The sequence below is a fragment of the Bacillus sp. 1021 genome (assembly GCF_014534735.1).
Taxonomy (GTDB): domain Bacteria; phylum Bacillota; class Bacilli; order Bacillales; family Bacillaceae; genus Bacillus; species Bacillus siamensis.
Genome location: NZ_JACVSR010000001.1, coordinates 317,349 through 331,856 on the forward strand (window position 1 = coordinate 317,349; position 14,508 = coordinate 331,856).

Here is a 14,508-nt window from a genome sequence, read left to right on the forward strand (position 1 = left end):
GGGAGGCGGTTCGATGAAAGGGGTTATTTTTGATTTCAACGGCACGATGTTTCAAGATTCACATCTCCATGAAAAAGCGTGGTTTTACATGGTGAAAAAATACGCTCCGAAAGCGATTTCTGATGAAGATATTTTCATTAACATTCACGGAAGAACAAACAGTGAAATCCTGACGCATTTTATTTCCGGCGATTTAACAAATGAAGAAATCAAGAAGATGTCTTTTGAAAAAGAAGCCTACTACAGAGAATTATGCCTTGAAAACAAAGCGGAGTTAAAGCTGACGAAGGGCCTGACCGGCGTCTTAAACCATCTGAAAAAGTCAGGAATGCCGATGACCATCGCCACGGCTACGGTAAAGGAAAATGTCGAGTTTTACTTTGATGTCTTTCATTTGGGGAAGTGGTTTGATTTTGACAAAGTCACGTTTGATGACGGAAGCTTCCCCGGAAAGCCGGCGCCGGATATTTTTATCATCGCATCGGAAAAATTAGGCCTTAAACCTGAAGAGTGCCTAGTCATTGAAGATGCCTTTTCCGGGCTCACAGCAGCGAAAAAAGCAGGTGCGGGCAAGATTGTGGCTATTGACCCGTTCGGAAAAAACCGCGCGTTATTTGAAGAAAAACAGCTGGCGGATGACGGGATACTGACAGATTTCACCTCGTTTTTTGAGGTGATAGCCGGACATTCTGTTTGAGAGATGCAGTTGCAAACTAAAGAAATGGTTCAAGGACATAACTGAAGGAGTTCTAAATGAATATATTTAGAATATAAATCTGCTTGGGATAGGTGGAATCGCAAAAAATTTTAAGAGCTTTGCAAAACACTTCAACAGCTGTTCTTCATAATAGGGTTTACAATGTTGAAGGTAGAAAAAGTCCTATTTAGCAAGCCCTCTTTTTAAAAAGAGGGCTTTTTTTATGAGGTGCTTATCCTTTTTCAGTTGCGCTTTTGTTTTTATAATGATTTTCTCATCGGAGGCGGCATTTTTTGGATCAGAAAGGTGTTCGCCTTAATTGAGAAGATAAAGGGAGTTGAAAAAGATATGGCGTTTGCGGATGTCAGCCTTTCTTTTGAGAAGGATCATTCTTCAATGACGCTTATTTCCCCCGTACCGAAAAAAAGTGAAACGCGTTCTCCTCGCTTTTCATAGGTTCCGATAAGTCCTTCCTGACTTTTAAGTTTCCAGCCTTTTCGGGCTATTTCCAATTGGTATAAACCGCTCGGACCTTCTTCTTCTTTTGCGAAACGGTATGTATAGTTTGAAACGTATTTTCCTTTTTCATATTCCTTTGTTTTGCTGTGCATAGCGAATAATGGCACCGGGAAATCCGGGTGAGAAACGGATGCTTTATATCCTCCCAAAATAAATAAGCTAAATAACAATAATATAAAAAACCACAGAATATATTTCATAAAACCTCCTTATGTCAATTAGTCGGTGCATTTTAAAAAAAGATACACCGCATGATTGGGTTGTAAAAGCGGGTAAGAAGATAAGGAAAGGAGAGAGACGGATGGAACTTGATTTTGTGATTCGTCTGGCGGTTGCGGGGCTGCTTGGGGCTCTGATTGGATTGGAGAGAGAATTCAGGGCGAAGGAGGCCGGTTTGAGGACGCATTTTCTAGTGGCCGTCGGCAGCGCCTTGATGATGATTGTTTCCAAATATGGATTTTTTGATTTGTTATCCAACAGCCATACGTCCTTTGACCCGAGCCGGGTGGCGGCGCAGGTCGTCAGCGGTGTCGGATTTTTAGGGGCCGGCACGATTATTTTGCAGCGGCATGTCGTGCGGGGGCTTACGACAGCCGCGGGGATTTGGGCCACGTCCGGGATCGGTCTGACGATCGGGGCGGGTATGTATGTCATCGGTATCAGCGGCACGATATTGGCGTTAATCGGGCTTGAACTTTTAAATTTTCTGTTTAAACCGGCGGCGCATTCTCTGTCTGTCAGTTTCCAGATTGAGGAGAAAGCCGTTATGCATGAAATTTTAACTTCGCTTGAAGCAAAGGGAATTCTCATCACGTCCTATGAATTGAATAAGGCGGTGCTTGAAGTGAAGGGAAGGGTGAAAAGCAAAAGCGGAAAAGCCGCGGTGATGGAGAAAGTTCAATCCCTCCCGTATATCCTGTCCGTCAAAGTTGAATAGCAAAAAGGGGGAAGCTCCCCTTTCTGCGGTCATTTCTTTTTCAAACATTAATACCAAGGATAGAACGGGATATACGGCCGCGGATAGTATGGATACGGTCTGGGGAAATAATAAGGCGGCCGCGGATAGTATGGATATGGTCTGGGGAAATAATAAGGCGGCCGGGGATAATGATACGGCACCCGTTCGTGGCTCTCGGCTGTGTATTCATGATAAAAAGGATCGTACAAGAGGAAAACCTCCTTTGAAAGAGTTATTCCGTTTACCATATTCCTGTATGCCCGGTATGGTGTGCGAACACCGGGCAGAAAAAAAGACGCCGGTTATCATCCGGCATCTTTTTTTACACTTTCACATCAATGGAATGGCCGGCAGTCGGGTGCTGGACCGGCAGCATTTTTACGGTTTCTTCCGCAGCGGCCTGGGCATTCTGCATGACGGTTTTTGTTAACGCGATATTTACATTCTGCGCCAGAGATGCCTGGTGCATAGCGATTGATAACGCAGGGATATCCATAGCTTCCACCTCCTTATCCCTTCATATCGGCGGCGTGCTCCGATTATGAAGAGAGCCGGCGTTTTCTTTTGACGGCCCATTCTAAAAGTGCGGCCGCGCATACTCCGAGGGTATAGGCGAAAATGTCGCTCCAGACAAATTGCCAGCCGAGGATCAGCCCGCCGAGCGTGCTGCTTCTGATCGCGTCAATCCATGGCGCATGATACAGCTGGCTGCATTCAATCAGACAGCAAAACGAGAGGCTCAGGATAGCGGCTGTTTCCGTCCGGATGTTTCGAAATAAAAAACCGAATCCGGTAAAAATCATTGCCGCCCACAGGGCATCTCCTAAATAAGCGTTTATCATGCCGGGCAATAGGTTGGTAATGCAGGCGGTTCTGGATAGTAAACCGAGGGCGATGATAAGAACGGTCAATTCCCCGTATGTCAATCGATGTCTGTTCACTTCACACTGTTCCCCTTTTTTTGTACTCCCATGTATTGTAAGGAATGACGGAGAAGCTGTCTATGAATGAAAAAAACGGCCCGGGAGGCCGCTTTTTCGGATTATCTTTCTTTTAGGTTGACATGGTCTGCTTTTTGATCACTGCCGATGACGAAGCGGAGCTCATACTGTCCCGTATGATAGACGTAATCTGTTTCGCCCGTTTTCGGCACTGTCAGGATTTTGTCAGCGCTGCCGATTTGTTTGCTTAAAACGTCAGGTGTGACGCTGCCGAGGTTTAAACGCCGTTCCACCCCTGTCCCGAAATAGCGGATTTCTGAGATTTTGCCGTTTTTATGATAGGAAAATCCATAACCGGGGTTTCCCATGTTCCAGCTGTATAAATCAAATGGATAGCGGCTGTCCGCTTTCTGTTCCGGCTCGCCGATTTTATCGTAAACATCCTGTCTTGTGCTTTGGTTGATTTTCAGGCCTTTCACTTGTTGCGGCATTTCTCCTTGAAACGCCGATTGATAAAGGCTGTTCACCAGTTCTTGTGCACGTTGATTTTCCGTTTTTGAAGCGGCTTCGGCATGAACGGACTGTGTATCCGAAACTGCTTCTGCGCTGAGTGCGCCGCCTGTGAGCATCACGGCCGACAATCCCGTGATGAGTGTTTTTTTCTTCAGCATATGTGAATGCCTCCTTTTTACCGCTCATACCCGTATGTTTCCTCAGTTAAACGGGATGTTTTAGTGAAAGGTGGGCTGGGAATCATAAAGGATGTATAGAGGGGAACAGAAAGGGGAAAAGAAAATGGCTGATACAAAGAAGGTTACAATCAATGGCGTTGAAATGGAAGCCGCAGACGGACAAACCGTTTTGCAGCTTTTGAACAATAGTTCAATTGACGTGCCGCACGTGTGCTATCATCCGAGTCTCGGTCCGATTGAAACGTGCGATACTTGTATCGTCAGTGTTAACGGGGAACTCGTCCGTTCGTGTTCCGCACAAATAAAGGACGGAGACGTCATTGATACGCTTTCGTCCGATGTGAAAAAAGCGCAGATTATCGGCATGGACAACATTCTGCACAACCATGAATTATACTGCACGGTTTGTGATTACAACAATGGGAGCTGCGAAGTACATAATACCGTAAAGGAAATGAAAATCAATCATCAAAGCATTCCGTTCGATCAAAAACCGTATCCTAAAGATGAATCAAATCCGTTTTACCGGTATGATCCCGATCAGTGCATCTTATGCGGACGCTGCGTCGAAGCCTGTCAGGACGTACAGGTAACCGAGACGTTAAGTATCGATTGGGAGCGCAAACGTCCGCGGGTCATTTGGGATCAGGATGTGCCGATTAATGAATCATCATGTGTTTCCTGCGGACATTGTTCAACCGTATGTCCGTGCAATGCCATGATGGAAAAAGGCATGGAAGGCGAAGCGGGCTATTTAACAGGCATCAATGAAGAGACGCTTCGGCCGATGATTGACATCACAAAAGGCGTCGAAACCGGCTACGGATCGATTTTGACCATATCGGATATGGAATCAGCCATGCGTGATGAAAGAATCAAAAAGACGAAAACCGTATGCACATACTGCGGTGTCGGCTGCAGTTTTGATATATGGACGAAAGGAAGAGACATTTTAAAGGTAGAACCTCAGGCCGAGGCGCCCGCAAACGGAATTTCGACGTGTGTAAAAGGGAAATTCGGCTGGGATTTCGTCAATAGTGAAAAGCGCCTTACCAAACCGCTTATACGGGAAGGGGATTCGTTTCGGGAGGCGGAATGGGATGAAGCGCTGCAGCTGATCGCCGATAAATTTACCGATATAAAAGAACATTTCGGCCCGGACGCGCTTGCTTTTATCACATCTTCCAAATGCACGAATGAAGAATCATACGTGATGCAGAAGCTTGCCAGAGCCGTGATCGGCACAAATAATGTCGACAACTGCTCACGCTACTGTCAGTCTCCAGCTACGGCCGGTTTGTTCAGAACGGTCGGCTACGGCGGCGATTCAGGATCGATTACAGATATAGAAAAAGCTGAGCTCGTACTGATTATCGGCTCAAATACGTCTGAGTCTCACCCCGTTCTGTCTACACGTATTAAACGTTCCCATAAGCTGCACGGACAGAAGCTCGTCGTGGCGGACTTGCGAAAGCATGAAATGGCCGAGCGCTCCGACGTGTTTTTCCAGCCGCGTGCCGGATCGGATATTGTCTGGCTGAACGCCGTATCGAAGTATCTGCTTGATCACGATTTGGCGGATACTGCATTTCTGAATGAAAGAGTGAACGGATTAGATGAATTCGTGAAAAGCCTTGAACCTTACACGATGGAATATGCTGAAACACATACCGGTGTGGACAAGGAGACCTTAATCAAAGTAGCGCGGATGATTCATGAAGCCGGCAGTGTGTGTGCGCTGTGGGCAATGGGGGTTACCCAGCATATCGGAGGAAGTGATACGAGCACGGCCATTTCCAACCTGCTGCTTGTGACCGGAAATTACGGCAAGCCCGGGGCAGGCTCATATCCGCTTCGGGGCCATAATAACGTGCAAGGTGCCAGTGATTTCGGCAGCATGCCTGACAGCTTCCCCGGTTATGAAAAAGTAACGGATGAAAAAGCCCGCAAAAAGTATGAACAGGGCTGGGGAGCAGACCTGCCGAAAGAAATCGGAATGACAAATCATGAAATGATCGAAGGCATCCACTCGGGAAAACTGAAGTCGATGTACTTAAAAGGAGAAGAAATGGGGCTTGTCGACTCCAACATTAACCATGTTCATGCCGCCTTTGAAAAGCTTGATTTCTTCGTTGTGCAGGATATTTTTCTCTCGCGGACGGCCGAGTTCGCCGATGTGGTGCTCCCAGCAAGCCCGAGCCTTGAAAAAGAAGGCACATTTACGAATACGGAACGGAGGGTGCAGCGCCTTTACCAAGTGTTTGAACCGCTGGGCGATTCAAAGCCTGACTGGCAGATTATTACGGACATCGCCAACCGGCTGGGCGCTGATTGGCGCTATGAACATCCGGCAGACATTATGGAAGAAGCGGCGATGCTTTCACCGCTCTACGCAGGCGTCACTTACGAACGTCTCGAAGGCTACAATTCACTGCAATGGCCCGTTGCAGCGGATGGAACCGATTCACCGCTTTTATTTACGGAGAAGTTCCCGTTTTCAGACGGCAAAGCGGTTCTTTATCCCGTTCAGTGGACCGAGCCGAAAGAATTTGATGAAGAGTATGATCTCCATGTGAATAACGGGCGGCTGCTTGAGCATTTTCACGAAGGAAACCTGACTTACCGGTCAAAAGGAATTTCCGAAAAAACACCGAGTGTGTTTCTGGAGGTCTCACCCGAACTCGCTGAAGAAAGAGGGCTTGAAGACGGGACGCTTGTCCGCCTGACATCACCGTACGGAAATGTGAAAGTCAAATGCGTCATTACAGACCGGGTAAAAGGCAAACAGGTTTATCTGCCGATGAACGATTCAAAAGATGCCGCCATTAACCTTTTAACAAGCAGCTATGCGGATAAGGATACGGATACACCAGCCTATAAAGAAACCTCAGCGAAGATGGAGATTTTGAAAAAAGAAGGCATTAATCCGCTTCCGAAAATCAATTTCCGTTACGGAAACCCGCAGCCGCAGATCGGTGTCCAGGTTGAGCGGAAATGGGCGCGAAAAGATTATGTATTTCCGGGAGACGCGGTAAAAAGGGGGAAACAGCAAAATGGCTAAAGCAACCCGCACCATCCGAAAACAGACCGTCACGGAAGAAGACAAACGAAGAAAGGATTTAGAAGAGATTGAGACGGCTCTTCTGCAAAATAAAGACGCGATTTTGGAGTCTTTGCACATTCTTCAGCACATGAATGAGCGCGGCGTTTTGGCGCTTTTGCGCGGACTTTTCGGCCAGGGCGACAAAGTGATGGATATCCTCGTGAAGAAGGCGAATACGCCGGAAACGGCCAATATGCTGAAAAATCTCCTGCTGTTAACCGGCGTCCTCGGCATGCTTGATGTAAAACAGCTTGAGCCGTTTATCGTCAAAATCAACGCGGGCGTCACAAAGGCTGTTGAGGAGAAGGACAGCAGCAAAAAGACGGGTTATTTTGATATCATCCGCGCTTTAAAAGACCCGGAAATCAACAAGGCCGTCACGCTGCTGTTTTCTTTCCTGAAAGGCATGGGTGCTGATACAGGCGATATGGAGAGAAATACACGGCCTCCTGAAGACCAAAAGCACCATCAGGAACCGCAGACGAATGAGTGAACATCACCCCCCGAGCCTCTCATACGGCTCGGGTTTTTTGTGCGTTCACGCTGCTTTCTTGGGAAAAATTTCACCTCGGGATTCATGACTTTTGTTGTGTTATGTTAATAGTTAAGGTTATGAATAGAAAAAAATTGAAAATATGTGCTAGGATAAAATTCAAAGTAGGTCAACTGTTCAAATATGAAACAATCAGGAGTGATAAAACATGAGTAAGCTGAGGAGCCCGAGACAAGCCATCCAAAGAACCCTGATGAAAGGAAAAAACGGCCTGGACGTATACAACCCTTTTCCTTGGTACGAAAAAATGAGACGGGAAAGCCCCATTCAATTTGATGAAGAAACTAAGGTATGGAGTGTGTTTTTATATGATGATGTCAAAAGGGTCATCAGTGATAAAGAGACTTTCTCAAGCCTTATGCCAGACGTGAAAAGCTCGATTGCAAAGTCCATGCTGAATATGGACCCGCCGAAGCATACCCAAATCAGATCGGCCGTCAATCGCGCTTTCACTCCGCGCGTACTGAAGGAATGGGAGCCGAGAATTGAAGACATTACAGAGAATCTGCTGAAACAGGCAAAGAACAAAGGGCGGATTGATATCGTGAAAGATCTTTCCTATCCTTTGCCGGTTACGGTGATTTCAGAATTATTAGGCGTCCCGTCCGAATACATGGAGCAGTTTAAAAAATGGTCGGACATTCTCGTCAGTATGCCGAAAGATGCGAGTCCTGAAGCGGCGGAGAAAAATCAGCAGGAGCGTGACCAATGTGAGGCGGAGCTGGCGGCGTTTTTTGCGGAAATAATAGAACGCAAACGAAAACAGCCCGGCCAAGACATTATTTCTATTTTGATCAAAGAGGAAGAAGAGGGGGAGAAGCTATCGGCAGAAGACCTAATTCCGTTTTGCAATTTGCTTTTAGTAGCGGGAAATGAAACAACGACTAATCTCATTTCAAATGCGGTTTACAGTATATTAGAGACGCCCGGCCTTTATAAAGAACTGAGACAGGACCCTTCTCTCATCGCGCAAACGGTGGAGGAAACACTGCGTTTTCGCGCTCCCGCTCCATTTGTCAGAAGAACGGTCCGGCATGATACTGAATTGTGCGGCCGCCGTCTGAAAACCGGGGATATCGTTCTTTGCTATATTGCATCTGCCAACCGTGATGAAAACAAATTTGAGCAGGCTGACGTATTTGATATTCATCGCGAGTCAAATCGGCACCTCTCCTTCGGGTTCGGTATACACTTCTGCTTAGGAGCCCCGCTTGCCAGACTTGAAGCGGAAGTTGCGCTGAAAGGAATTGTAAAGTCCTTTCCACACCTGGAGCCCGTCCGGATTGAGCCGATCCGAAACAGTGTCATGTACGGGCTGGAGTCTTTAGAAGCGGAGATAAACGAAAATAAGGGAGAGAAACAAAGATGAGACAAACACACATCGCCATTATTAATGTGGGCGCTCACGGCCATGTCAATCCCACGCTGCCCGTAGCCGAAGAGCTTGTCAATCGCGGGCACAGAGTGACATTCGCTACGACTGAGGAATTCGAGGCTTCCGTTGCCAAAACGGGTGCCGTTCCTCTTTTATACCGCACAAGCATTAAGGCGGATCCGAAGACGATAAAAGAACGGGTAAATAAAAATGACGCGTTTGTGATGTTTCTGGAAGAAGCGGTTGAAGTGCTTCCGCAGCTGGAAGAGCTGTACAAAGACGACCTTCCCGACATCGTCCTGTTTGATTTTTTAGCGCTTGCCGGAAAGTTGTTTGCGGATAATGGCGGCATCCCGGCCGTAAAGTTCTGCCCAAGCTATGCAATGAATGAGTATTTTCAATTAGGAAGAGACGAAGAAACGATGGAAGCCGCCAAACAGGCGATAGAAGAATATCAGGAGAAAATTGAAAATGAACAACTGAAACGGATGACGATGGAAGAGTTTTTCATGCCTGAAAAACTGAATATCGTCTTTATGCCAAGAGCCTTTCAGCCGAAACAGGAAACCTTTGATGAACGGTTTTGTTTTGCCGGTCCGTCCCTTGGGAAACGCACAAATACGGGAAGTTTGGAAATTGATGCGGCTGATGACCGTCCGCTTATGCTTATCTCACTGGGAACTGCGTTTAACGCTTGGCCTGAATTTTACCAAATGTGTATCGATGCGTTTCGGGACTCAGACTGGCGGGTTATTATGTCAGTCGGCACAACAATTGATCCGGACAGTTTTTCGGATGTGCCCGATCACTTTATTATCCGCCAGCACGTTCCGCAGCTTGATGTACTGGAGAAAGCAAAGCTGTTCGTATCTCACGGCGGGATGAACAGTACAATGGAGGCGATGAATGCGGGTGTTCCGCTCGTTGTCGTTCCGCAAATGCACGAACAAGAGGTCACTGCAAAGCGCGTGGATGAATTGGGGCTCGGCGTGCATCTGCCGCCGAAGGAAGTCACTGCGGCGCGTCTCCAAAAAGATGTTCAGAAAGTTTACGGTGATAAAAACATCCTCAGCCGTGTGAAAAGCATGCAGCAGAAAATAGAAGAAACCGGCGGCGCCAAACAGGCTGTTTGTGCCATTGAAGAATTTCTGAAAGAGGCGTCCGTCGAAAATTGATTGAAAAAACAGGCAGCGCCGGACGGCTGCCTGTTTTGTTATATATTTTTCTTCATGCCGCATCTCCGGCATTCCCGCAAAAAATTTCCGCCCTTCACTGAGCTTTTAAACAGCGTATAGTCGCAATTATCACATCGGCCGCTGTGAACATCAGGATATTCATTGAACTCATAAATGACCGAAGTATCGTAACCTTTTGTTTCGAACTCTTTTTTTGTTTCCATGATTGAAAGTCCCTCCGCGAATCAAATCATTCTGCCCGGTTAATGATACAGCAACTGCACGGGGGATTCAACGGAGCATATCTTGATTTTCCCGGCTGATTGCGTAACAATAATAGAAATAAATGACGGCCTGCCATGAGGCGCCCGGCATCTGAAGGGAAGAAAAAACAGCGATGGGAAAAGGATTGAAAGGTAAACGGATTGCCATCGGCGGTTCGCGGAAAACAGAAGAGATCACAAGATTAATAGAAAAGCAGGGCGGAACGGCAGTCACCCGTTCCCTCCAAGGAACCGTATACTTGGCGGAGGATCAGATAGAACCTGACATAAGAATATTTGCTGAGCAAAAAGCCGACTGGGTGATATTTACCACAGGCATCGGGACGGAAACGTTATTGTCCGTATCAGAAAAAATAGGTCTGAAAGAAGAATTTCTAGCGGCCGTACATGAAGCGAAAATCGGCTGCAGAGGCTATAAAACATATGCGGCCTTAAAGAAGCTCGGCATCACGCCGCATGCCTCTGATGAAGACGGTACAACAAGAGGGCTGATCCGCTCCTTGGAACGGTTTGACTTTAAAGATAAAAAAGTCATGATACAGCTTCATGGCGAAAAAGCGCCCGTTTTAACGGAATTCTTCGAGAAAAACGGAGCGGAGGTATTCCCCGTTCTGCCTTATCAGCATATTCCGCCTGAAAGGGAGACGGTTGATAAACTGCTGGGAGAGCTGTTAAACGGCGAGGTTGACGCTGTCTGTTTTACGACAGCCATTCAAGTGCGTTCTCTCTTTGATTATGCAAAAGAAAAAGGGTCCGCTAAAGAACTGCAGCAAGCTTTCGAAAACCATGTTCTTGCCGCCGCAGTCGGCAAAGTGACGGCTGAAGCGATCAAGGATGAAGGGGTGGAGAGAGTCCTTGCTCCGGACATTGAGCGGATGGGAGCGATGATTATTGAATTATCCCGTTATTATGAATCTCTGACCTTGTCATAAACAATCATTCAGCAGGGAAAAGCCTAAGCTTCCCTGCTGAATTTTTTTAATTGCCAGTGTTCTGTGAAAAGGGATGGATACGTTAAGGCGCTGAGTATGATACATGTAAGAAGAGCGGAGGCCATCGTTGTAAAAACGATCAACAGCTGAAAGCGCACGGCCTGTATCGGATCAGCCCCTGCTAAAATCTGTCCCGTCATCATGCCGGGAAGCTGAACGAGACCTAATGTTTTCTGGCTTTCCAGTGTCGGTATCATACTGAGTTTCATACTGGACGTCAATATATGGCGGACTGCCTGCTTAGGCGTTCCGCCGAGAGAGAGAATCAGCTGAATTTCTTCCTTCCGCAGATCCGCTTCCGAACTGAGCCGGTTTAAAAACAGGCTTGAAAGCACCATGGAGTTTCCGATGACCATGCCGCTTATCGGAATGACATATCTTGAAGTGAACGGAATGATATGAAGAGCCAGTAAAATTCCCTGTGTCACGATTTCCACAATAGCCAGTGTCAGAAAAACGCGCCAAAATGAACCGATCCGCATTTTTTTCCGTTTGGCGACATTATGCGAAGCGGCCGTGAGCATAAGAAGCACCATGAGTAGGATAAACACCGGGTGATCACCGTGGAAAATCAGCGACAGCACATAGCCGATGATGAGAAGCTGAATGATGGCCCTGACGGTTGCGATGATCATATCTTTTTCTACGCCGGCTTTAAAAGATTTAGACAGAAATAAAGCGATAATGACAAATACACTTGTAAATAACAGAGAGAGATAATCCATATCAGCACCCGCTCCCTTGTAAAAGCGCCCGGGCCTTTTCGTGTTTCGGTTCTTTAAAGAACGTTTTCGTTTCCGCGATCTCTAAAAGCCTGCCCTCGGCCATAAACCACACCGTATCGGATATCCGTTCCGCTTGTTCAAGGTTATGAGTGATCCACAGGATCGTCAGCTGTTTTTGCCGATGGAGCTTTGTAATCAGCTTTTCGATGATGAGAACAGATGTGGGGTCCAGGGCCGATGTAATTTCATCGAGAAGCAGGATGGACGGCAGGCTGGCGAGGGTTCTCGCCAACGAGAGCTTCTGCCGCTGTCCGCCGGATAATTCTTTTGCATTCTGATCCAGAAGCCCGTGCGGAAGATCAGTGAAGTCTGCGAGCTCTTCAGGCGTATAGTGCTGTGTCCCGTGAAGTTTTTCTGCGAGCAGAAGGTTGTCCCGCACCGTGCCGTCGATGACGGGAGCTGACTGGAATGCAAGGCCCGCGGTTTTCCTGAGCTCTCTGATGTCCCAGCGCCTTATTTCTTTTTCGAATACAAGAACTTCGCCTTCATCAGGTGTATTCATCAGATTGCACAGTGACAGCAGCGTGCTTTTCCCCGCGCCAGACGGCCCTATCAACGCCGTAATAGAGCCTTTTTGGATATGTCCGGTGACCTGGTTTAGGACATCAAAGGACGTATTGTTTTGTTTGAAATGTTTGCCGGCCGACAGAAAAGATATTGCCGGAATTTCTTCTTTCATACAGGATGACACCTTTCGTAAAAAATCAGGAACCGGTGAGATCGGCTGCCGTTTGTTCCGCCGTTTTCGGGTCTGTCTGCCGTGAAGCGAATGTATGCATGACCATTCCCGCAATAATAATGAACAGTCCGGCAAACGAAAGAAGTGACGGAAACGCTGCGGATAAAAAGACGATCTCGCCGATCAGCGCAAACAGAACCTCTCCGGATTGCGTCGCTTCAACAGCAGCGAGCTTCTGCGGCTCATTCCTCACCATATCGGTGGCGCGGAAAAATAACACTGTCGCGATAACGCCCGAGCTGAGCGCGACGATAAAAGATTGAAATGTCTGCCCCATTGACGGAAGCCCGTCTCTGTGCCAGCCGAAAGCGGCGATCAGAAGCCAAAACGGAAGGCTTGCGAGCGTCATGCCGAGCACGCGCTGAAACGTGTCGAGTTTACCGCCGTATTGCTCCAGCATTTTTCGATTGCCGAGCGGATAGGCAAATGCGGCGATGACGACCGGCACAACACTGAATAGTATCGTGCGCCCGGACAGAGAGCCCGCATGCTGAAGCTGAATCAGGCCTGCTCCGATCAGGATGATGACGGAAGTAACCAGCGAAATCAGCGGGATCTTTTGTCTGACGGGAACCGGGCCCGCCGGTGAATCTTTTGTTTCATAGAAAAACGGCGACAGGAGCACACCCGCGACAATTGTAACCTGCCACGTGCCGGCGATCAGCCAGCCCGGCCCGTATGCCGCCGCAAAGGTAATCGGGGCATAAAAAAGCACGAAGCCGGTAAAGCTCCACTTCAGCCAAAAAAACGGTTTTTTCCGGATTTCATGCCAGAGCGGCACCCATTTTCCTTTCGCATAAACGATCAGAAATAAAAACGGAACCATAAAAAGAAAACGCAGGGAAGAGCTCCACATCCAGTTTCCGCCGGAAAGCTCCATCGCCCTGTTTAAAATAAATGTAACTGCAAAAAACAGAGATGCCAATATTCCGAATATGATGGCTTTCATGAAATCCCTCATTTTGACACATATTTTTTTATACTATACTATTCACCGGCAGGCTTCGCAATGGAATATGTGAAAATAGCGTTTTAACAACAGATGAATGGGAAACAGACATATACGGAGGTGAACACAATGCAGAAAGAGGATATTGAAGTTCTTTATTTTGAAGATGACGGCCGCATTCCGAATAACCCGAATCTCCCGCTTATCATTTATAAAGCGGTATTTAATGAAGAAACGGTACAGAAAGCGGAATCCGTCCTCCGCCGGCACGATTGGTCGAACAGCTGGAGGGGCGGAGTATTTCCGTATCACCATTTTCACAGCACCACCCACGAAGTTCTCGTCGCGGTAAAAGGAAACGCGGTTTTGAGGTTCGGCGGGGAACAAGGCGCAGACGCCGTTCTTCAAACTGGAGACGCAGCGGTCATTCCGGCCGGCACCGGACATAAAAAACTGTCGGCCAGTTCTGATTTCACCGTGATCGGGGCTTATCCGGGCGGCCGGCAGTACGACACAAAAACGGAGAAAAATGATAGAACTTCAGAAGAAATCAGCCGTGTCCCGCTCCCGGAATATGATCCCTTTACGGGAAAAACGGGCCCGCTTATAAAATTGTGGGAGAAATGACAGGGGAAAAGCGGATGGTCTGTAAAAAAATAGCCTAAAAGAAACGTTATTACACCCCGGCCATATAAATAATTTCATAAACGAAACAATTCACGTTCAAATTTTGTTCAAAAAGTGTT

At 47.4% G+C, this 14,508-nt stretch carries 16 protein-coding genes and 1 pseudogene; 8 read left to right on the forward strand and 9 right to left on the reverse strand.

Annotation, left to right across the window (positions count from 1 at the left end; translation table 11 throughout):
- The first annotated feature begins 13 nt into the window (after positions 1-13).
- Positions 14-697 carry an HAD family hydrolase gene (locus tag ICW23_RS01745; RefSeq protein ID WP_047477963.1) on the forward strand — a complete coding sequence of 228 codons (684 nt, stop codon included), beginning with the start codon at positions 14-16 and terminating at the stop codon, positions 695-697.
- A gap of 386 nt (positions 698-1,083) precedes the next feature.
- Here the strand turns inward: ICW23_RS01745 and ICW23_RS01750 are convergent, their stop codons facing one another.
- A complete protein-coding gene (locus ICW23_RS01750) occupies positions 1,084-1,416 on the reverse strand; it encodes a hypothetical protein (protein ID WP_188153936.1) in 333 nt (110 codons plus the stop codon).
- Positions 1,417-1,517: 101 nt separating this feature from the next.
- Here ICW23_RS01750 and ICW23_RS19205 point away from each other — a divergent pair.
- A pseudogene (locus tag ICW23_RS19205) lies at positions 1,518-1,914 on the forward strand (MgtC/SapB family protein); the annotation flags it as partial.
- A gap of 286 nt (positions 1,915-2,200) precedes the next feature.
- Here ICW23_RS19205 and ICW23_RS01760 read toward each other — a convergent pair.
- The 4 genes from ICW23_RS01760 to ICW23_RS01775 all read right to left on the reverse strand — a co-directional run bounded on the left by ICW23_RS01760 (position 2,201) and on the right by ICW23_RS01775 (position 3,786).
- A complete protein-coding gene (locus ICW23_RS01760; RefSeq protein ID WP_072177299.1) occupies positions 2,201-2,383 on the reverse strand; it encodes a hypothetical protein in 183 nt (60 codons plus the stop codon).
- 113 nt (positions 2,384-2,496) lie between these two features.
- Complete coding sequence (locus ICW23_RS01765; protein WP_188153937.1) at positions 2,497-2,670, reverse strand: YjfB family protein; 174 nt, start codon at positions 2,668-2,670, stop codon at positions 2,497-2,499.
- 43 nt (positions 2,671-2,713) lie between these two features.
- Positions 2,714-3,115 (reverse strand): ribosomal maturation YjgA family protein, encoded by a 402-nt coding sequence (locus tag ICW23_RS01770; protein WP_188153938.1) that lies wholly within the window; start codon positions 3,113-3,115, stop codon positions 2,714-2,716.
- A gap of 101 nt (positions 3,116-3,216) precedes the next feature.
- Positions 3,217-3,786 (reverse strand): YjgB family protein, encoded by a 570-nt coding sequence (locus ICW23_RS01775; RefSeq protein WP_188153939.1) that lies wholly within the window; start codon positions 3,784-3,786, stop codon positions 3,217-3,219.
- Positions 3,787-3,910: 124 nt separating this feature from the next.
- Between ICW23_RS01775 and fdhF the strand changes: the two genes are divergently transcribed.
- From fdhF to ICW23_RS01795, 4 genes are all read left to right on the forward strand, one after another.
- Positions 3,911-6,868 carry a formate dehydrogenase subunit alpha gene (gene fdhF / locus ICW23_RS01780; RefSeq protein WP_188153940.1) on the forward strand — a complete coding sequence of 986 codons (2,958 nt, stop codon included), beginning with the start codon at positions 3,911-3,913 and terminating at the stop codon, positions 6,866-6,868.
- On the forward strand, positions 6,861-7,403 hold the full coding sequence (locus ICW23_RS01785; protein ID WP_188153941.1) for a helical membrane plugin domain-containing protein: 543 nt from the start codon (positions 6,861-6,863) through the stop codon (positions 7,401-7,403). Before fdhF ends, ICW23_RS01785 begins: the two co-directional genes overlap by 8 nt.
- 208 nt (positions 7,404-7,611) lie before the next feature.
- A complete protein-coding gene (locus ICW23_RS01790; RefSeq protein ID WP_188153942.1) occupies positions 7,612-8,832 on the forward strand; it encodes a cytochrome P450 in 1,221 nt (406 codons plus the stop codon).
- Entirely contained in the window at positions 8,829-10,013 is a 1,185-nt protein-coding gene (locus tag ICW23_RS01795; protein WP_016936480.1) for a macrolide family glycosyltransferase, read from the forward strand. The genes ICW23_RS01790 and ICW23_RS01795 overlap by 4 nt, the downstream gene beginning before the upstream one ends.
- A gap of 38 nt (positions 10,014-10,051) precedes the next feature.
- Here ICW23_RS01795 and ICW23_RS01800 read toward each other — a convergent pair whose 3' ends face one another.
- Entirely contained in the window at positions 10,052-10,237 is a 186-nt protein-coding gene (locus ICW23_RS01800) for a DUF8096 family protein (protein WP_188153943.1), read from the reverse strand.
- 173 nt (positions 10,238-10,410) lie between these two features.
- Here ICW23_RS01800 and ICW23_RS01805 point away from each other — a divergent pair, with 173 nt between their 5' ends.
- A complete protein-coding gene (locus ICW23_RS01805; RefSeq protein WP_188153944.1) occupies positions 10,411-11,229 on the forward strand; it encodes a uroporphyrinogen-III synthase in 819 nt (272 codons plus the stop codon).
- Positions 11,230-11,252: 23 nt separating this feature from the next.
- Here the strand turns inward: ICW23_RS01805 and ICW23_RS01810 are convergent, their stop codons facing one another.
- Genes ICW23_RS01810 through ICW23_RS01820 form a run of 3 tightly spaced genes read right to left on the reverse strand, consistent with a single transcriptional unit; the run spans position 11,253 to position 13,762 of the window.
- Positions 11,253-12,014, reverse strand: coding sequence for an ABC transporter permease (locus tag ICW23_RS01810; RefSeq protein ID WP_099745172.1), 762 nt, complete (start codon positions 12,012-12,014; stop codon positions 11,253-11,255).
- Position 12,015: 1 nt separating this feature from the next.
- The gene (locus tag ICW23_RS01815; RefSeq protein ID WP_095240876.1) at positions 12,016-12,753 is read right to left on the reverse strand and encodes an ABC transporter ATP-binding protein; all 738 of its coding nucleotides are present in this window, start codon (positions 12,751-12,753) and stop codon (positions 12,016-12,018) included.
- 25 nt (positions 12,754-12,778) lie between these two features.
- Positions 12,779-13,762, reverse strand: coding sequence for a DMT family transporter (locus ICW23_RS01820; protein WP_099745174.1), 984 nt, complete (start codon positions 13,760-13,762; stop codon positions 12,779-12,781).
- A gap of 129 nt (positions 13,763-13,891) precedes the next feature.
- On the opposite strand from ICW23_RS01820, the gene ICW23_RS01825 reads away from it, so the two are divergent.
- Positions 13,892-14,389 carry a cupin domain-containing protein gene (locus ICW23_RS01825; RefSeq protein WP_016936476.1) on the forward strand — a complete coding sequence of 166 codons (498 nt, stop codon included), beginning with the start codon at positions 13,892-13,894 and terminating at the stop codon, positions 14,387-14,389.
- The last annotated feature ends 119 nt before the right edge of the window (positions 14,390-14,508 follow it).